15 protein-coding genes are annotated in these 18,592 nt (G+C 54.2%); 10 read left to right on the plus strand and 5 right to left on the minus strand.

The window, feature by feature from the left end; all coding sequences use genetic code 11:
- Positions 1–282 precede the first annotated feature (282 nt).
- Both HF945_RS01830 and HF945_RS01835 read right to left on the minus strand, forming a co-directional pair.
- Positions 283–1,989, minus strand: a complete 1,707-nt coding sequence (locus tag HF945_RS01830; RefSeq protein WP_290524089.1) for an alkaline phosphatase PhoX — start codon at positions 1,987–1,989, stop codon at positions 283–285.
- 107 nt (positions 1,990–2,096) lie between these two features.
- Positions 2,097–3,731 (minus strand): hypothetical protein, encoded by a 1,635-nt coding sequence (locus tag HF945_RS01835; protein WP_290524090.1) that lies wholly within the window; start codon positions 3,729–3,731, stop codon positions 2,097–2,099.
- A 187-nt stretch (positions 3,732–3,918) separates the two neighbouring features.
- Between HF945_RS01835 and HF945_RS01840 the strand changes: the two genes are divergently transcribed.
- Complete coding sequence (locus tag HF945_RS01840) at positions 3,919–5,484, plus strand: alkaline phosphatase (protein ID WP_290524091.1); 1,566 nt, start codon at positions 3,919–3,921, stop codon at positions 5,482–5,484.
- 16 nt (positions 5,485–5,500) lie between these two features.
- Complete coding sequence (locus HF945_RS01845) at positions 5,501–6,151, plus strand: hypothetical protein (RefSeq protein ID WP_290524092.1); 651 nt, start codon at positions 5,501–5,503, stop codon at positions 6,149–6,151.
- A gap of 3 nt (positions 6,152–6,154) precedes the next feature.
- Here the strand turns inward: HF945_RS01845 and HF945_RS01850 are convergent, their stop codons facing one another.
- Positions 6,155–6,406, minus strand: a complete 252-nt coding sequence (locus tag HF945_RS01850; RefSeq protein WP_290524093.1) for a hypothetical protein — start codon at positions 6,404–6,406, stop codon at positions 6,155–6,157.
- A 983-nt stretch (positions 6,407–7,389) separates the two neighbouring features.
- On the opposite strand from HF945_RS01850, the gene HF945_RS01855 reads away from it, so the two are divergent.
- From HF945_RS01855 to HF945_RS01870, 4 genes are all read left to right on the plus strand, one after another.
- On the plus strand, positions 7,390–7,662 hold the full coding sequence (locus HF945_RS01855; RefSeq protein ID WP_194285753.1) for an AlpA family phage regulatory protein: 273 nt from the start codon (positions 7,390–7,392) through the stop codon (positions 7,660–7,662).
- A complete protein-coding gene (locus tag HF945_RS01860; protein WP_153499799.1) occupies positions 7,652–8,767 on the plus strand; it encodes a hypothetical protein in 1,116 nt (371 codons plus the stop codon). Before HF945_RS01855 ends, HF945_RS01860 begins: the two co-directional genes overlap by 11 nt.
- Positions 8,761–9,873 (plus strand): DUF87 domain-containing protein, encoded by a 1,113-nt coding sequence (locus HF945_RS01865; protein ID WP_290524094.1) that lies wholly within the window; start codon positions 8,761–8,763, stop codon positions 9,871–9,873. Before HF945_RS01860 ends, HF945_RS01865 begins: the two co-directional genes overlap by 7 nt.
- Positions 9,874–10,295: 422 nt before the next feature.
- Positions 10,296–11,432, plus strand: a complete 1,137-nt coding sequence (locus tag HF945_RS01870) for an inovirus-type Gp2 protein (RefSeq protein WP_290524095.1) — start codon at positions 10,296–10,298, stop codon at positions 11,430–11,432.
- A 30-nt stretch (positions 11,433–11,462) separates the two neighbouring features.
- Here HF945_RS01870 and HF945_RS01875 read toward each other — a convergent pair whose 3' ends face one another.
- Positions 11,463–12,746, minus strand: a complete 1,284-nt coding sequence (locus HF945_RS01875) for a Y-family DNA polymerase (RefSeq protein WP_290524096.1) — start codon at positions 12,744–12,746, stop codon at positions 11,463–11,465.
- Positions 12,712–13,146 carry a translesion error-prone DNA polymerase V autoproteolytic subunit gene (gene umuD, locus HF945_RS01880; protein ID WP_290524097.1) on the minus strand — a complete coding sequence of 145 codons (435 nt, stop codon included), beginning with the start codon at positions 13,144–13,146 and terminating at the stop codon, positions 12,712–12,714. Before umuD ends, HF945_RS01875 begins: the two co-directional genes overlap by 35 nt.
- Positions 13,147–13,182: 36 nt before the next feature.
- On the opposite strand from umuD, the gene HF945_RS01885 reads away from it, so the two are divergent.
- The 4 genes from HF945_RS01885 (at position 13,183) to HF945_RS01900 (ending at position 18,207) form a co-directional block, all read left to right on the plus strand.
- Positions 13,183–13,581: a hypothetical protein gene (locus HF945_RS01885; protein WP_290524098.1), complete on the plus strand. Its 399-nt coding sequence runs from the start codon at positions 13,183–13,185 to the stop codon at positions 13,579–13,581.
- Positions 13,582–13,589: 8 nt separating this feature from the next.
- Positions 13,590–13,835, plus strand: coding sequence for an SOS response-associated peptidase family protein (locus HF945_RS01890; protein WP_290524099.1), 246 nt, complete (start codon positions 13,590–13,592; stop codon positions 13,833–13,835).
- 387 nt (positions 13,836–14,222) lie between these two features.
- Positions 14,223–15,071 carry a DUF4365 domain-containing protein gene (locus HF945_RS01895; RefSeq protein WP_290524100.1) on the plus strand — a complete coding sequence of 283 codons (849 nt, stop codon included), beginning with the start codon at positions 14,223–14,225 and terminating at the stop codon, positions 15,069–15,071.
- Positions 15,072–15,231: 160 nt separating this feature from the next.
- Entirely contained in the window at positions 15,232–18,207 is a 2,976-nt protein-coding gene (locus HF945_RS01900) for a TrlF family AAA-like ATPase (RefSeq protein ID WP_290524101.1), read from the plus strand.
- Positions 18,208–18,592 lie beyond the last annotated feature (385 nt).

Below are 18,592 nucleotides of genomic sequence, written 5' to 3' on the forward strand. Positions count from 1 at the left end.
CAGAGGTCACAGAGTTCACTGAGCGCGAATTGCTTAGTGCTGCTGTTCTTGCTGTAGGAGCCCCACTGGAGGGGCGAACAAAACCCAGGATCAAAACCCCCTTCGTTGCCCCATGGCATCAATCTCACTCAGGGCGGAGTAAAACGCTGGAGCAGCAGATTCCCGCAAACCCGCGATGAACCTTTTTTCCGGGGTGGGGCAGCAAGATTGTCGCCTGCGGGCAGGTTCTCTGTTTCAGTGCTGCCCTCCCGGTGTTGCTTTTCGCGTGTTGCAGGTAGCGGATTATTCGCCTTCCGGGTTGTAGATCCACAGCATGTTGTTCACGTGCTTGCTGGAGTCTTCGCCAATGAGTACACGACCATCGTTGAGGACATAAACGTTGTCCGGACGGGAAATGTTGTCATCGGAACACTGGCTGCCCGTGGCAGAACCATCGAACGGGCCGCCGGCCAGCACCGGTTCCATGCGGCTCACGTCGAAGTCCGCTTCCAGCGGCAGGCGGTACATGATGCCGCAGGGATTGCTGGACACCTGGATGTCACCGGCATCGTCAGTCATGGCGCCGGTGATGTCGGTCAGGCCCACGTACATGTACGGGATGCTGCCGTCACCAGCCCCCTGGTAGTTGATGTTGATGCCTTCCATCTTGTTGAATTCGACGGTGGCGCCCAGTGCTTCAGATGCTTTCAGGGTTTCCAGGAAGGCCACCCGGTCATCGGAGAACGGGGAGGTGGCAATGCCGTTCATGCCATCCAGGTCCTGGCCCAGTTTGCTCTCGGCCCAGTCGTTGATCTGTTGGTCAGTGATGTAGCTGTTGGCGTCGGCAACGAAGTCGCTTTCATCGATATCGTCGTATTCATCGATGGCGGCTTCCAGAACCGAATTGGTGCTGGAACCCAGCTCGATCCATTCCAGATCAAAGCCGGCGATGCTGCTATCGGTTTCGTCGTCCTGGGTTGCCTTGGCTGCATACAGGGTGCCGGAAGACAGATCGCCGGCGGTGTCGGCAACGAATTTATAGAAGCCTTTGTTTCCGCCATCGTCGGTCAGGTACACGGTCTTTTCATCAGGCATGATGATCGGGTTTTCATGGGCTACACGGCCCAGTGTGAAGTGCTTTACCGGAACCGGGGAGGCGTCGGCAGGCTGGGTGATTTCAACAATGTAGCCATAGTCGTAGGGATTCGGGAAGGTGCCACCCAGGTAATCCTGGATCTTCTGCACATCGCTATAGCTGGGGTAGCCGCCTGAGTAGTTGCTGTCGTTCCAGTGGGCGGTGTTTTCTGCTTCATAGTTTTCTTCTGATGTGAGTGGCGTGCCCCAGGGAGAGACGCTACCGAAACAGTTGATCATGGTGCCGTTGACGTTGGAGAAGTCGATGTTCATGGCGTTGTTCACGAACCATTCGTCGCCCACCTTGCTCAACTCCATACGGCTCATGCCGCCGGGGCGATCTTCCCAGGCAGTGAACAGGTAGCCGCTGTTGCCGTTGTCACCGGTGGTGATGAAGGCGTTGAAATCCGGGTCATTGGATTGCTTGATGCCGGTGCTGCCGTCGGCGCTGACAATGTTGCCAAGACCGAAGGGCAGGCCGCCGGCGAAATCATCCCCTTCCCGGCCCAGTACCTGGAAGCGGCCGGTGGCAACACGGGTGGTCATGGCCTCTGCGGAGGCCGGGTCCGGCACGCTGACCGGCTCCAGATCAGTGGGCAGGTTCTGGATGTCGATCCCGATCCAGGCGCCCACCGCGGCTTTGTTTTCACCATTAGGCAGGGTGTCAGACGGATGCTGGACATTGAAGAATACTTCGCCATTGGGGCTGACTTCGATGCCGGTCAGTTCCGCGCCTTTCGGGATGGTGGCCAGGCGGGTCACCTTGGCACCGGTGGCGCTGTTGCCGTCGTTGTCGTTATCGTTGCCACCGCAGGCAGCCAGGGTGGCGGTGGCGATGGCCACCGCGAGAGCTTTTTTGTTCAGGATGATATTCATGGCTTCCCACCAGGATTGTGAATTTCGGAGACCTGATTGTGGGAAGCAAGTATGAAAATCAGAGGATAAAAAAATGGCGTTTTTAAGGCGGCAATTGAGATTGCTTCTCAGTCTTTCTTTTGCCAGTCCAGGCGAATATCCCAGCCAAAATACTGATGCTCACGGGGCAGCGGAGGCTCGCCCGCATCCACCTCTTCGAACACGTTGCGGGCGGGCAGCCAGGTGGCATCGCGGCCTTTGATATAGCTCTGGTGCCGTACGATATGGGTATAGGCCTTGTTCAGTTTCAATGCCCGCTCCCGGGAGGGGGAGATGAGCGTGTAGACATCCGCCGCCTGGACCTTGGCCGTATCGAGGCTGCCGTCATCGTGATACCAGCGTTGCAGCATTTCCGGATTTTCACGGAACTCACTGCCTCCGCCCGCACGCTTCAGGTAATTGAGAATTTCGCCCCGGGTTTCACTGATGCTCGGGGCATCCTGCATGCCGCGGGTATCGATATAGCCCCAGCCTTTGGCGCCGGTGATCTTGCGGGCGAAGGCAAAGGTCTGATCGATGGTGGTGCCCACCGCAGCATGACACCCCATGCAATGCATGTTTTCTTCAAACGTCTGTGGTCTCAGATTGCCGTCATAGTCTTCAATGAAACCGCTGACCATCCAGCCCAGTCCGTTCTCCATGCCTTCGTCAAAGTGGTTGATGAACGTGGGTAGCATGCCCAGTCGTTTGTCCTTTCGTTCACGGGCGTAGCGGCTGGCTACATCATAGGGATCCAGCTGGCGGATCTTGCGCATGTAACGCAACTCCTTCATGCGTGGCGGGACAACGATGTTGTCATCCTCATCAATGCCCACGTAGCGAACCGAATGCATGAACTCCGTGCCGGTGGGGTATTGCTGGCGGGCCAGAGCTACATCACTGGCGTCACCCAGATAGTGTTCACGTTTGTGCAGCTGGCGAACTTCTTTGGAGAGGGCGCCGTCACCGTTCAGGTCGGTATTGATTGCGGTCTCATCCATGGGCGCAATGGAGAGCGAGTCCAGTTGCTTGATGGCCATTTCCAGCAGGGAAAGGTTGAGCAGATAAATATCCTGATTGTCCTTGCCGCGCAGTTCCCGGAACGCTTTCGGGAGACGGATGATGACATCGTCGGTGGAGCCATTGGTGGGCCAGAAGGTGCCGGGGAACGGCTTGTAGTTGAAGGCGACCCAGCCGCTGCCGTCACGGGCAAAGCCGTTCTCATCAAAAGCCTGATGCGGTGTGGCGTAGTGGGCCAGGTCCGGGACAAACCCTGTCCACTCCTGTTCTTTCAAGCGAGCGGGCAGCGCCTGGTAATTGTCCTGATTGATCCAGGCAAGAATGGCCTCGTCGCTCACTGACTCAAGCCATTGCTGGCGATCAACGAACAGGTTGGACCAGTGGTTGCTCAGGCCCACATCGGAAAACGCATACCCCCCCTGCAGTGCGCCGTCATCAAGCCGGTTCATTCTTTCTTCGTCAGAAGGATAGCGCTGATGGCAGGTGTAACACGGATTGAAGCGGTCTTCGGTTTTGGTATAGCACTGCGGTGGTATGGGCGCTTCCAGATTGGTGATGGCGTTGTTGGTGACGCTGGTCCGCTCTGCTTCAGGAACCTGGGGAAGCAGGCTGTCGTCGTTGTCATTTGTGCAACCGCTCACGCTGGCAAGGGCAGCAAGCGCAAGGAAAAGGATTGCGGTATGGAGAGGGGTGGCACGCTTCATGATCGGTTCCTGGCGAGAAGGTTTCGCAGGCAGGCTAGAGAGCGGGGATGACACAGAAATGACAATTCATGCAGAGGGTGTGACTGACATAAAACTGTCGGAAAGTTGTGCTCAAATTGTCACTGAGCAGTCAGCCTTGCGGTGTGTTTTCGGCGCGCGGCATACGGGGCGTTTTTGGGGATCCCTAATGAAATCGGAATCAATGTTATGCCTGGTAGCGGCGGTTGCCATGATGGCGGGATGTGCCGAGCCCGGCAGCGATACACAGGCCCGCAGCATCATGACGCTGCCGGATGTGCAGTCAGCGTCTCCCTGGTTTGTGGATGGACAGCAGGCCGTGCAGGCCGGCGATGACCTGTTTGGCGATGCTGCCCGTGGCCGCGCCCGCAATGTCATTCTCTTTGTCGGTGACGGGATGGGGATTTCCACCGTTACCGCTGCCCGTATTCTTGCCGGGCAACGTGCCGGCAATCCGGGTGAAGAGCACCGGTTGAGTTTCGAGTACTTTCCGGTAACCGGCTTGATGAAAACCTACAACACCAATCAACAGACGCCGGATTCCGCGGGCACCATGACGGCCATGGCCACCGGGGTGAAAACCCGGGCGGGGGTGATCGCGGTTGATGAGCATGTCCGGCGCGGGGATTGTGATTCCAGCAAGGGCAAGGGATTGTTGTCCGTGCTGGAGCTGGCGGAAAGTCATGGCAAAGCCACCGGTATGGTGACCACGGCAAGAGTGACACATGCCACACCTGCGGCAACCTATGCCAAGAGCCCCGAGCGGGACTGGGAATCGGATGATGCGCTGCCCGAAACGGCCCGTGAAGCAGGTTGTCGAGACATCGCAGCGCAACTGGTGTCATTCGACAAGGGGGATGGCATTGAGGTGGTGATGGGGGGCGGTCGACGTCACTTCCTGCCCAGGGAGGAAGGCGGCAGACGCAATGATGGCCGGCATCTGATCCGTGAGTGGCAGCAGGCGTATCCGCAAGGACACTATGTGGACAGTGCGACCCAGCTGGAAGGCGTACCGGCACAGGGGCCGCTGTTGGGGTTGTTCGCTTCCAGCCACATGGCCTATGAGGCACAGCGTCAGGACAGTGAGCTGGACCAGCCTTCCCTGAGCGCGATGACGGCCTTGAGCCTGGAGCGGTTATCGGACAACAAGAACGGCTATTTCCTGATGGTAGAAGCCGGGCGTATTGATCATGGGCATCATGCCGGTAGTGCGTTCAATGCCCTGAATGAAACGGTGGAGTTTTCCGAGGCTGTGAGGGTAGCGATGGAAAACACCGATCCCAGGGATACCCTGATCATCGTCACCGCAGACCATAGCCATGTCTTTACCATTGCCGGCTACCCCACCCGGGGGAACCCGATCCTGGGCAAGGTGGTGGGCAACAATGAGCACGGCGAACCGGAAAGCGAGCCGGTGCATGCCGCCGATGACAGGCCGTATACCACTCTGGGATACATGAATGGGCCGGGCTTTGCCCAGCGCGGCGCAGTGGGCAATCCTGATGAGCGCAAACAGATGCCCGTCAATGCAGGTCGTCAGGATCTGTCCGGGGTGAATACCCGTAGCCCCGGCTATCATCAGGAATCGCTGGTGCCGATGACGTCTGAAACCCATGCCGGAGAAGATGTGGGGGTGTGGGCGAGAGGGCCGGGGGCTCTGTTGCTCTCCGGCACCCACGAGCAGAACGTGATTTTTCATGTCATGGCCAGGGCGGCGGGGCTGTTGCCGGACTAGCCGGGAAGGAGGAGAAATGATCAGGCAGATCGTCACCGGGGTGCAGGTGGTTACCCTGTTGTTGTGCATTGGCACTGTGCAAGGGGCTTGTCGTGGGGGGCCTGCGGACGACGGCGCGGTGCTTCACGCCCGCTATGACGTTTATGACCAGACCCGGCGCTACCGGGTGGATTTTTACCGTGGTGTGGATCAGGTGGCCTGGCGTCAGGGTGCGGTCATCAGTGTCTGGAGCGATCACGGCGGCGCCATTTCCCTGTTGCGTGCCTTTCCCCAGTTTCAGCGATCTCTCTGGTACCCGGCGGCAGACCTGGCGGCGCTGGATCAGGCGCGGGAGTGGTCAGCGGTAGCGGGTTGGCCGGCACCGGTCTCGCTGGGGTATTCCGTGTTGGAGCCGGAGGCGGGTATTGTGCAGGGGTGTCCGGTGACGGAATACGGTCGCGGTGACAGTCGGGTGTTGTGGGTGGACGCGGCTGGTGTGCCCGCACGCATTGTCGAGGCGGGCAGGGTCTGGCAGCTGGTGGGGCTTGAGCGGGTGCCGCAAGCGGACACCTTTGTTCGCTGGCAGCGTTGGCCCAGCACCGACTTCGCTGATGTGGGAGATAGTGAGGCGGATCCCTTTCTGCGCCGGATGATTGCCCAGGGGTTTATGGGGCAGGATGCCCGCTAGGCCTCACCGTTTGCGGCGGGTCACCACAATCAGGCCCACAGTGATAACGACAACGGCAGCGGGGAACACCAGCAGATAGCGCTTGCGCTGTGCTTCCTTTTCACGCTGGGCATCCGCTCTGGCAATGTCAGGGTGAATGTCGCTGGAAGCCGTTGAGTCGGTTGCCTCGGCGGCATAGGTTGGCACCGGCGCCAGGAACAGGCCAAGGGCAAAGATGCCGGCGGTAGCAACATTGCGAAGGGAGTTCATGATCATAGCAGCCTCTCTGTGTCGAACCCTGAGGGACGGTAGGCCTGAAACGAAAAAGGGCCCCCGTCTGGGAGCCCTTTCGAAATTGGTGCGAGGAGAGGACTCAAATATGGGGTGCAACTGGTTGATTTCCATGTGAAAACGCCAGTTCGGTTTTTGTTCATACCAACACATGTACCAACAAACAAATTTAAAAAAAATTCTGACGAACGGAGGTGTTGTCATTCACCTAAAAATCTTGTTCCGCTGTTCTCAACTCAGCTTAGGTCCAGCGAAGGGTGTGGATCATACCATTCTTGCCTCCTTGTGCCACCTGCTCGATCCGAGAGGTGAGGGGGAGAGCGTAGAATATGCGACTCAGGGGGTATGTTGGGAGTCAGGCTCTTTGAGGCGGCGGGGGAGCAGGAAGGTATCACCTAGCCGATCAGATGACTACATGTATGACCGTTCTAGCAATCACGTGATATCGGCTTTCCGTTTAGTCGCCCGCTGGCCTTCTTGTGAAGGGAGATGAGCAGACATTTTACTGTGGCTACACGTCCACGAACCCTTGGCAAAAAAAATAATTCTCACAAAAACCGCTGGTTCTGCATAAAACGTACATGGAATTCAGAAAAGTTTTTTTGGATTTGTTCTTGGGGCTTGACGTATTGGTTGGCAATGTATTAATTTTTCTTGGCTTGGCATCGCCACGGACAGCCAAGACCCCCTTCACCAAGTTCCTTCAGTGTAGGTAGAACACTACAGACATTTAATGTCACTTCAACAGCGCAGTCTGAATGGCCGTGGTATCCATCAGCAATAAGTCGCCCCCCCTAGTATCGGTTTCACGCGAGCCGTGAACGTCCGATCAAACACGAAACAATTTTGGTTTGGCGACCTTGTAGGTCGACCTGTGTTTTGTTGCTGCGCTGAGCGTAGACACAATCCCTATGGCATTACTTTGCCTGGGGAATGGTGTTTCTTTGCGTGGCACTGGAGGAGGGTATATGGATACTCGATTGATTGCTGCGCAGCCATCTGTTTGCGCAGGTGAAGCACCAAAGCCGCTAACTGGGCTAACTATGCTGTCAGCCAAAGAGTTGGCTGAGGAATTAGGGATCGGAGTGAGCACGCTGTGGGCGTGGGTTGATTGCAAGGGGAAGCACTTCATTCCCGAATTTCCTCGGCCGATAAGACTGGGCGGAAACTGCACCCGCTGGCGGGCGCAAGACGTGGCAGATTATTTGGCCGGTATTATGGGAGGTGATCATGCTGATTAATCATGCCTCCCCACCGTTTCAGAGACAGACAGCTCGTTCTGCAGAAAAGCTGCTTACCTCAGTAGACATGTGGGACAGCCCGGAGGAGAGCGCTGTTTGCCTAGATGGGCCGAGCGAAATTTTGCGCGCTTACCGTCTCATCAATGGGCTGACAGAGATGATTCATGACGGGCGTGAAATTAAAATCGCGGTAGAGCGTCAATCCGCGAATGGGGGTAAGCGCATCAGACGTGGCCGGGATTACGATTTTGTGATCAAGTGTTTAAAGATCAATCCCTTGATGGCAGAGCGGTATGACCTCCCGCCAGACATGGACGCATGGTTGGAACTTCTGCGGGATCCCAGAATTTCTGCACTGGTAGATACTCTTCAGGGCTGGCATGCCCTTAAAAAAGAAGTCGCCGACATCCTAATTGAATGCGTTGCCCGTTTCCGAAGGATTATCACCAGCAAGGCTCATCGCAAGCGATGCTATAACGAAGTGGGCAATGCCAGGCGGCGGCGGCACTCCATGATCAAGGCGATCAGGCTGTGTTATTGCCTGTACGATGAGGTCGAAATTGCCTTGATCGATCTGTCATGGAAGCCGGAGTGCAGGATGCGGAAGACATTAGCCGATACCGACGCTGCTTATAAAAAGTTTGCAAATGGGATTCGGCATCACTCTGCATCCCGCTGCTTTCTGGTGGCTATCTTTTCTATGGAGTTGAGCGACAACAAGGGATTCCATATCAGTGGGATGCTGTTGCTTAAACCTGGAACCAGGGAGCAGGCGGGTAACCTTGGCCGCTACTGGCGAGATAATGTGACGGATGGGGAAGGTGGCTTCCTGTGCGCAACCGACAAGCCATTTGCGACCATTTTATCGAAGTGGTCAGGGCTGAACCTAGCAGAGGTTGCTTCTCCTGTTGATGTTCAGGGCGATCATGCCCGGCAGCAGCTCCTGGAAGCCGCTGTTACGCGCTTCTCTGACTTCAGTCAGAAACTACGTGCAAACGGTAACGGGAAAAAGCATCGGCAGATCAGGATATTTAAAGGGGAGCAAATTCGGAGCTTGGCTAAGATTGTGCCATACGTTGTCGAGAGTGGGGGTGAGAAATGGTGATTCGGCCCATTCAGGTTCCGCCTATTAATATCGGCATTGATGCTTTGTCCGGTCGTGGGTTGGGATTTTTTCCAGGACTATGTGCCAACGGGCATGCCGAGATCACCGGATCATCTGGCATGGGGAAGTCGACCGTAGCCAAATTTATCGCATCATACCTGTTCTGTTCGAAGGTGCCGGTAGTGATTTTCGATTTTCATGATGACTTGGCTATATCAGGGATCAGGACGCTGCATCTTGGAGATGGAGCTTCCGGTGAATGTTCGATCAGATTTCTGGAGCCAACGCCCTTGGCATTGGAGGTCTTTGGTCTGAGAGGGTGCCTGGAAAACGCGGTCAGAGCCATTGAAGCGACGGGGAGGCGAAAGCTTGGAGATGGTCAAATCAACGTTCTGCGATCAGCGATCATGGAGTTGTGGCGGCGCCTGGGGATTACGGAAAGCGCTTCCGATTCCCCCGCTGCGGCTGCAAAGAGTATTCGGCCTTCTGATTTGAGAGATCTTCTTCTTGAGAAGAAAGACGAGGCCGAAAGCAGCAGGGAAAGGCAGATTTTTGATAGCTTGATCAGCCGCGTTGATGCATTGGCCACATGCGCTATTTTCGAGCATGAATCACGCTTGAGGCTTGATGATATTTTGCAGAATGGTGCGCGTCTGCATATGCAGGGAATCCCCGCTTCAATGAGGGGGGTGGTAGCTCGCACTATAGTAAATATGATGTTCGCTGAAATTGCGGCCATGGGGCCAGTAAAAGAATCTCCGTTTGATGTCGGAGCGTCATTCCGGGTGTATCTCGTCCTTGATGAGGCTGGATCGGTGATACGCCAGAAAGCGGATGACTGCATCATAAAGACCATTGCGAAGGAGAGCCGAAAGTTCGGTGTTGGCCTCCTGCTGGCCGCTCAAACGCTTGATGATCTGAGTGAGGAAGTGGTCGCTAACGCTGACACCCATTTTGCCCTGCCTACCAGAAGTGCCAAGGATGCCAGAAAGGTGGAGCAGAAGCTGGGCCTGAACAAGGGCGCACTAAATTGTGGAACTGGCCGTTGGTCCGGGTTCTATCAGTCTGGATTTAAGGTGTCTAAAGCAAACTTCTACCATCTGTAATAGGGGGGGGACCTTGCTGAAAAGCGGGTGGCGACCTCGGTTAATCCTCAGGAGCCATTGGGGAGGAGTGATCCAGTGGCCAATGTACATTCAGGGCTACGAAATCTCTAATGTTAATGAAAACCCTATAATACTGATGCTGTGTCAATATTATAGGGTTTGCCTGATCGATTTCTTTAAATTTTCTTATTCATTTGGCATGTAGGGCTTGCTTAATAACGTACATGTTTTTCCCATTATATGAGCAGCGATCATCAGTGATCTCGGGGTCCGGGAGTGGTTGACTGGTAAATTATAAAGGGGAACATGTTTATTCTCTGATGTTATTCTCTGATGTTACTAATGTTAAGGTTTTATCCTGCTTGGTTCGTTGCTCATTAAAACCCATCAAAAAAATAAAGCTAGTAACTGGAGAGGTGGCGATGAATCAGCACCACGGCATGATGCCGACAGTAGAGGCTCAAGTGGGACGGCTGGAGCAGTTCCATGAAATGCTGGATCACGGATTGGATGTCTTCAATCCGAGAGATAATCCCAATAACGTCTACATCACTGATCAGTCCGAGACTGCACGTGCGCTTGCGGACGTTACAACGCTTTTAGATGAAATCGTGCCCCAGCGGCGACTGGTCATAAGCCGACGGCAGGAGACTGGCCAGGGATTCATTCGCAGAACCCCCAATAAGAAGACACCAGCAATCGAATCCTGCATCAATCTCACCGAGGATGACTTCCTAGGGTACAAGGTGGACCCGGATGTTCAGGTTGTCCTGGATCTCAATAGAGAAGCGGATGTCCGCGTCTTAACGGGGCTTCCGTTGTATCAGCACGTTGGAGGTAAAACGGTACATGATCACTATCTCGAGTATCTTCACGAACTGAAACGGCGGCTGTCTGCACCTGAGATTCTTCAGTTTCGTAGACAGCAGGTGGTCAGAGAGCAGCGCAGAGTAGACAGCATCACCGGGGCAGTGAATGAAGCGTTGAGCCTTAGTCGAAAAGCTCGCTTGGTGCGTGTTGATGGCAGCTACAAACAGTCTGTGCGTAGGAATAAAACCCCAGAGTGCATATCAAACGACCTAGACCGCTTCATCAGAAACATGCGGCATAACAGGCGCCAATTTTCTTCTTTGGTGTTGGCGGTGTTCAAAATTGAATACGGGGCAAAAAAGGGCTACCACTGGCATGGATACTTTATATATGACGGTAGTAAGGTCCGCATGGATGTTTTGCTCGGCACCTACTTGAAGCGCTATTGGTGTGACGTGGTTACTAAAGGTGAAGGGGCAGGGTTTAATGTGAATGTAGGTGAGATTAAAAGGGTGTTGTCGAAACGATTGCAGGTCCCTGAGCGGCATTTGGCGATTGGAGAATTTCGTAAGGGGGATTCAACCCAGGAAGCAAATATGAAGGCTCTTATCCGTTACTTCGCAAAAAAAGAGCAGTCCCTTCGGCTAACAGGGGAAAAGAGCGTCAATCAATTACGCATTGTGCGAGGGCCTCGCTACAAGGCCCTCAAGCAACGGAGAGATCAAAAAGTCACCAGTGATGGTCTGTAGCCGGGATTAGTGCTTCCCGATTAAGTCTATCTACGATGGAATGCGGCATCTGGCTATCGGTAGTTCTGTCCAGTTGGTGGTGTATTCCGGTGAGCGGAACTGTTGCCTCATGTACCACGGGGCTGAGATCCCTTGGGAGGCGAGGAATACGCTGCCTTTCCCCTGAGAGCGGTTGATGCTGTCGATCACGGTCATGAGTCGGTCAGCCTTCTCTGTCTGGCCGGGGTGCAGCATGTCGAATTGGTGATGCTTGCGATCGCAGATGTTCACGAGGCCAACTCCGGCTTTCAGGAAGGCATGGCCTGGTTGGTACAGCCGAGCGGCTGTCGCCCTGGCCAATTTCACGATCTCTCGAGTATCGTCGGTGGGGTAGGGAAGCTGGACCAGGTCGCTGGCGGAGTGGAAATTCGGCTCAAATGGTGAGGTATGCATGAACACGTGCATGCTCAACGCCAGGTGATGCTGCTTCCTGAGCTTCTCAGCAGCTCGAGAAGCGTAGAGGGAGACCGCCTCCAGCACGGGGCCTGGTGTGGAGGCCTTGTTGCCGAAGGAGCGGGTACAGTAGATCTGCTTCTTTGCGGGAGGCACTTCCTCGAGGGCCAGGCAAGCCCTGCCGTTCAACTCCTCGATGGTCCGCTCTAGGTTGATACTGGTCATCCGTCGAATGACCTTGGGGTGGGCTCTGGCCAGATCGAGAGCGCTGTGAATCCCTTCGGTATTGAGTCTGGCCCCAAGTCGCCGGGCGATCCCCCAAATGGCGGTGACCGGGACACGTTTGAGCACCCATTCCCACTTCAGGGGGGCATCCAGCACGCAGACTCCCTGACATTGCGGGAGCTTCTTGGCCGTCCGGTTGGCCAGCTTGGCCAATGTCTTGGTTGGCGCAATGCCTACCCCCACTGGCATACGAATGTGATCCCACAGCTGAGTTTTGATCTCATGAGCGATGAGCTTCGGATCGCCAGGCATTCCTGCCATGTCGAGAAACATCTCATCGATGCTGTAGACCTCAATCCGGGGGCTGAAGGCCTGGAGCTTGGTCATCACCCGGTTGGAGATGTCGCCATACAGCGGGTAGTTGCTGGAGAAGATGGCTACGTCATGCTTTCTGAGCAGCCCCTCAATCTTGAAGAAGGCTTCGAGGTCAGGAATGCCGAGAGCCTTGGCTTCCTTGCTACGGGCGACCACAAAACCATCATTATTGGATAGCACTACTACCGGCTTGCCTCGTAAGTCAGGGCGGAAGATCTGCTCGCAACTGGCGTAGAACGAGTTGCAATCAACTAGTGCGATGGCGGAAGAAGTGGATGGCATTGATCACAACCCCCTCAATCTGAAAGTCGCTCCCGTCCAGGATGGGGATGGGAGGAAAGTCCTCATGGGCAGAGCAAAGCAGGCGGCGATGAGCATCCAGGATCTTGCAGGTCAGCTCACCATCCAGAAAGGCCAGCACCACATCCTGGTGCCGTGCCTGCTCTTCACGGTCAACAATCAGGAGATCCCGGTCATAGATGCCGACGCCCTCCATGGACTCCCCTTCGGTCCAGCAGTAGAAGGTTGAGGCGGGGTGTTTTATAAGGAACTCATTGAGGTCGAGTTTTTTGTCCATGTAGTCGTCAGCAGGGCTCGGAAACCCGGTCCTGACGCGGGAGAGATAGCAGGGGGCAGCAAACTGCTCCCGTATCTCCAGTGGAGAGAGAGTGGTAATCGGCATAGCTTAGGGTGCTGTTCAAATGTACAGTATTTGATTATGTGTACCAATTACGTGCTAATCAAGAGCGACGGCTCGGCTAAACTGGCGGAATCGTTGGGCGTGGACGCTAACCAACTGATCTACGGCGACTTTCGGCCAGGGGCAAAGATCAGCGTGGTGACGGGCGGTAGTGAGGCCCGATTACTGCGCCAGGCGACTTGGTGGCTCTATCTGCAGCAGACGCCCAAAGGGCTGCGACCCCATCGCGATTACTTCAGCGTGAACACGAATTACCGGAAGCTTCCCCAGAAGCAGGAATTCAAGCACTCACGCTGCATCATTCCCGCAACCGCCTTTGTCGAGAGCCAGGATGGCAAGCGCCCGCATCTGCTGGAGCCAGCCAATGGTGCTGCTATTGCCTTTGGGGCCTGTACAAGGGGTGGACGGACAAGGTGACAGGGGAGGTGGTTACGTCAGCCTCAATCATTACCCTGCCAGGCATCCCCGCCCTGGAGCAGATCCACCGCAAATCCACGCCCTTGTGGTTGCCAGAAGAGGCGTATGACCGTTGGTTGTCGCCGGAGGTGACCGATGTAATGGTGCTGGAAGAGTTGCTGTCCCCGGGGCTTCGCACGGATCTGATGGCAACCCCGATAAACAAGGTCAGCGTTAAGCAGCCGGTAGGGGAGCCTTTTCTCATTCAGAGTTAAATGCCGCATTCGCCTGACTCTAATGCCGCATAAGGGCGACGGGCCGGTCGGCATTCAAGCGGCAGAAGACCTGCTGCAGGTGGTGTGTCAAGCCGTCAGTGAATCTAGGGGAGGGATTCTCATATAGAAGCAGGATGTGTTCCGGAAGTTTGATACTTATGTGTAACCCATCTTTTTGATATGCATGAGAAAATGGCGATGATTGTAAGCTGTCCTGTATCCGGAATTATGTATCGTTTCTCTTAATTCTTTGTAAGAGATTAGCTATAGCATCACAACTGGTTGTTATGGCAGGCTTTTCAGCAGAAAAGTATGGATTTAGGTTCCCGAGATATCTGGAACCGAATTATGCGGAATCTCCTGATTAATACATGGTGAGCCTCTTAAATGAGAACTCAAGCGCACATCGTCGACTCCAGGTCCGTCAAGGCCGTCATAGCTCAGTTGCCGCACCATTGGGTCGTGCGAGAATTGACTGAGCGAGATTATGGCATCGACCTAATGGTGGAAATCTTTACGCAGGGCTCACAAGATGCAAAGGGCAAAGATACTTTCGAGGCAACTGGGTCCGTATTCCATATACAGGTCAAGGGCACTGAGAAGTCGCTTAACCCGGTTCATGAGGGCACTATCAACTACTGCATCAATAAGAAATCGCTTTCCTATGTTGAGAGGTTCAGTATCCCGTTTTTCCTGTTTCGTGTGAGTGTTGCAGATCCCCAGACGATTTACTTCCTTTGGATTCAACGTTACATCAAGGATGTCATGGATCGTGAGACTCCGATGTGGCGTGAGGATAAAGAGGATTCAATAACAATTCGAATTCCTCCTGAAAATATACTCTCGGACGGCATCAATAAAATTGAGAAGATTGCATTTAGCCCTAAGTACTTGGAAGAACTTGCTGAATTTTCCGAGATATACGGAGATATTGGGAGCAGGATTAACGCCATTCGAGCTGGTGAGCACGACGTTAACGAAGATATAGTGACAGACCTAATAAACCGTGCTCGTCGTGCTCGGAGACTCAATGTGCTCCTGAATAAAAATTACTGTTGTATTAATGTGCAGAGTGTGGATGCACTGATCGAATACATCAGTGGTCTCAACACATCAGAAGGTCGCAGTATAGAAATCCCTGAGGAATTTAATTTCGAGATGCTTGCGGAAAGCATGAATGGGATGGACTCAGTGGAAAATTTTTTTTTGGAAAATCATGGGCAGACAGCTTACTAATCAGTACGCAATAAAACTTTTGCAGCGTAAATTAGATTCCCCATACTTTTTCTTTTTCAAAAGCGCCCATCGCCTCAATCGTCAATTAACTCTAGCTTTAGGCCTTTAAATTGAGTCGGGTCTTGGTAGCCTAAGAAGAAATGATAATCTGGAGATGTAAATGATCAATCGCGGTTCTGAATGGCATAGATGGGAGCCGCATATACATGCGCCCGGCACTATCCTCAATAATCAATTCGGTGTATCTGATCCTTGGTCTTCATACCTCTCGACGCTTGAAACCTTGACGCCGAAGATCGAGGCTATCGCAGTCACTGACTACTACGTTACCGACACTTACGAGGAATTGCTTCGGCATAAAGGTGCAGGTCGATTGCCTGATGTGTCGCTAATCTTTCCAAACATTGAATTGCGCCTCGATGTGGCAGCGAAATCGGGCTTTGTGAATGTCCATCTGTTAGTCAGCCCTGAAGACCCTGAGCACCTTTCAGAGATAAAGCGCATCCTGAAGCGCCTTCAATTCCATGCTTTTGGCGATCGATTCGACTGCACACGTGAGGAACTGATAAAGCTGGGAAAACAGGCAGACACGGCCATCACTGACGAAAGCGCTGCGCTCCGATACGGTGCTACACAGTTCAAAGTTAACTTCGATCAATTGCGAAAAGTTATCGCCGAGAGCGAATGGGCAAAAAAGAACATTTTGATAGCGGTTGCTGGTGGTTCCAGTGACGGGACCTCCGGCGTCCGTCAGGCCGCGGACGCAACTGTGCGTCAGGAAATTGAGAAGTTCGCCCACATCATTTTTTCCAGTAGTCCCGCACAGCGTGAATTCTGGATTGGCCAGCGGAGCGTCAGCGTCGAAGAGTTGCGCTCGCGCTACGACGGGTGCAAGCCGTGTCTCCATGGCAGCGACTCCCATGACCCGGAGTCCGTTGGACAGCCAGTCGACAATCGTTTCTCGTGGGTCAAGGGTGCACTGACATTCGATGCCCTACGTCAGGCATGTATAGACCCGGAAGGTCGTGCTCATGTTGGCGAGAAACCGCCAAGGTCGGCCATGCCGTCGCAGGTCATCTCGCATGTTCACATTGAGAACGCAGATTGGGCTGCCACTCCCGAAATTTCGCTCAATCCCGGTCTGGTCGCCATCATTGGCGCGCGTGGATCGGGCAAGACAGCTCTCGCCGATGTGATCGCCGCCGGTTGCGATGCGATAACTCCAGCTGGTTGGGGTGCAGACGAGAATGTCAGCCCTTCGTTTTTGGCTCGTGCGCGCAAACTGATCGGGAACGCCTCCGCGACACTAACTTGGGGCGGCGGCGCGACGGAGATGCGCGCACTTGATGGCCGCGACGCGAACGGACATACGTCGTTCCCTCGCGCGAGATATCTTTCTCAGCAATTCGTTGAGGAGCTGTGCTCGGCCAAGGGCGTCTCCGATGGTCTCGTTGAAGAGATCGAGCGCGTTATCTTCGATTCTCACTCGCAGGATGATCGTGAGTGGGCGCTTGACTTTGCCGAGCTCCGTGAACAACGGACAGCTCGCTTTCAGCAAGCTCGTGAGCGTGAGGCAGAGGCTATTGCGGACATCTCTGAAGGTATCGCTGCCGAGCTCGAGAAAGAGAGCCTCGTGGCTAGCCTGAGCAAACAGGTTGAGCAAAAGAAGATGCTGATCGCTGGCTATACCGCTGATCAGGCCAAGCTGGTGGTTAAAGGCACCGAATCGCAAGTTGCAAGGCACACCCAGCTCAGCGAGGCGGCGCAGAAACTACGGACAAAGATACACGCCTATAACAATCAGCGTCGAACTTTTGTCGCTCTGCAGGACGAGGTTCGCAGTATGCGCGCCACTGGTGCGCCCGAAATGCTCCGTCAGATTCAGGCTCGCCACAATAACAGCGGCTTAAATCCCTCTCAGTGGGATGAGTTCCTGCTGATCTACAAGGGCGATGTCGACAAGAGTCTCATGGCCTATACCTCCTGGGTCGACGGCGAGGTTCTCAAGCTCAAAGGTGTTCCGCCCCCGCCAAGCGACCCCAATGTTGCCCTTATCGCTGATGACGCAGATCTTACAATGCTTCCACTAGCTCCGATCGAAGCAGAGATGGCGCGACTCGAGGCTCTATTTGGCGCGGACAAGCTAGTCCGTGAGCAATATGCAGCACTTACAAAACGGATTGCGCAGGAGAATTCTGCACTTCAGGCCTTGGATTCACGGCTCGCTGACGCCAAGGGAGCGGAATCGCGGAGGAAGGACCTTCAGGCTGAGCGAGATGGCTCCTATGGTCGCGTGTTTGAGGCCATCATAAACGAACAAAACGCCTTGGCCGGTCTGTATGAACCACTTATGGAGCGTCTTTCATCAACATCAGGAACACTCAAGAAACTGAGTTTTTCAGTTCGCAGGATTTCCGATGTCCAGACCTGGGGAGCATTTGCTGAAGAAGAGCTTCTCGACCGGCGCAAGGCGGGCCCTTTTTACGGGCGCGGCTCGTTGATCGCAGCCGCGACAGAAGTGCTCAAACCCGCATGGGAAACGGGCTCTGCTGTTGAAGTTCAGTCTGCCATGACGCAGTTTATGGGAATGTATCTGAAGGATCTCTTATCTCACGCGCCATTTTCATCAGCGCAGCAAACTGAATTCCGTGCATGGTCGAAGCGTTTAGCACACTGGCTTTTTGGAACCGAACACATCACGGTCCAATACGAGATTTCCTACGACGGTGTCGATATTCGTAAGTTGTCGCCAGGCACACGAGGGATTGTCTTGTTGCTGCTCTACCTGGCGCTCGACGATTCCGACGACCGGCCGCTAATTATTGATCAGCCAGAGGAAAATCTCGATCCAAAGTCGGTATTCGACGAGTTGGTGGACCTTTTCATCACGGCGAAAGCGAAACGCCAAGTAATTATGGTCACGCATAATGCCAATCTAGTCATCAATACCGACGCTGATCAAATTATCGTCGCTGAAGCTGGCCCGCATCTCTCCGGAGGCCTGCCTCCGATCAGCTATGTGGCGGGTGGTCTAGAGGACGCCGTGATTCGCAAGGTAGTTTGTAACATCCTTGAAGGTGGCGAAGAAGCGTTCAGGGAACGTGCAAGGCGGCTTCGCGTTCATCTTGATCGATAGGTTGGAATTTTATGGAACATCCGCTGAAAATGCCTCATTCGGAGGCTCATTGGAGATATGCTGGAACAGTCAGCTTATCGTGGTGGCCTGTTCATCGGCTAGACAGCTAATGATTATCTGCCGCTTCACGGCTACAAGCGTGAATGCTAGGGGATAGTGATTAAACGAGGGTTCTAATGGAGAGATGTACAAACAAAGATTGCGGTAAAAACTTCCATGTTGCGCGAGTAGGTGGGGGTGTCCCTGGGGGGAAAGAAATTGAGCCGGTCATATGTCCTTACTGCGATACCGTTGTTCGTACTGAAATGACCTCGGCAGCTTTTTATACGAGTAAAGTTGAAGGGGGGAGAGAATAATGGAAAATGAGCATAAGAAAATGATTGAG

Origin of the sequence: Alcanivorax sp. (genome assembly GCF_017794965.1) — a bacterium.
GTDB lineage: Bacteria > Pseudomonadota > Gammaproteobacteria > Pseudomonadales > Alcanivoracaceae > Alcanivorax.

Excerpts from the sequence above, each read along its gene's own strand:
- HF945_RS01845 (WP_290524092.1), top strand. The coding sequence starts at position 5,501 with ATGATCAGGCAGATCGTCACCGGGGTGCAGGTGGTTACCCTGTTGTTG.
- HF945_RS01870 (WP_290524095.1), top strand. The coding sequence starts at position 10,296 with ATGAATCAGCACCACGGCATGATGCCGACAGTAGAGGCTCAAGTGGGA.
- HF945_RS01860 (WP_153499799.1), top strand. The coding sequence starts at position 7,652 with ATGCTGATTAATCATGCCTCCCCACCGTTTCAGAGACAGACAGCTCGT.
- HF945_RS01900 (WP_290524101.1), top strand. The coding sequence starts at position 15,232 with ATGATCAATCGCGGTTCTGAATGGCATAGATGGGAGCCGCATATACAT.
- HF945_RS01835 (WP_290524090.1), bottom strand. The coding sequence starts at position 3,731 with ATGAAGCGTGCCACCCCTCTCCATACCGCAATCCTTTTCCTTGCGCTT.
- HF945_RS01850 (WP_290524093.1), bottom strand. The coding sequence starts at position 6,406 with ATGATCATGAACTCCCTTCGCAATGTTGCTACCGCCGGCATCTTTGCC.
- HF945_RS01895 (WP_290524100.1), top strand. The coding sequence starts at position 14,223 with ATGAGAACTCAAGCGCACATCGTCGACTCCAGGTCCGTCAAGGCCGTC.
- HF945_RS01875 (WP_290524096.1), bottom strand. The coding sequence starts at position 12,746 with ATGCCATCCACTTCTTCCGCCATCGCACTAGTTGATTGCAACTCGTTC.
- HF945_RS01885 (WP_290524098.1), top strand. The coding sequence starts at position 13,183 with ATGTGTACCAATTACGTGCTAATCAAGAGCGACGGCTCGGCTAAACTG.
- HF945_RS01855 (WP_194285753.1), top strand. The coding sequence starts at position 7,390 with ATGGATACTCGATTGATTGCTGCGCAGCCATCTGTTTGCGCAGGTGAA.
- HF945_RS01865 (WP_290524094.1), top strand. The coding sequence starts at position 8,761 with ATGGTGATTCGGCCCATTCAGGTTCCGCCTATTAATATCGGCATTGAT.
- HF945_RS01830 (WP_290524089.1), bottom strand. The coding sequence starts at position 1,989 with ATGAATATCATCCTGAACAAAAAAGCTCTCGCGGTGGCCATCGCCACC.
- umuD (WP_290524097.1), bottom strand. The coding sequence starts at position 13,146 with ATGCCGATTACCACTCTCTCTCCACTGGAGATACGGGAGCAGTTTGCT.
- HF945_RS01840 (WP_290524091.1), top strand. The coding sequence starts at position 3,919 with ATGAAATCGGAATCAATGTTATGCCTGGTAGCGGCGGTTGCCATGATG.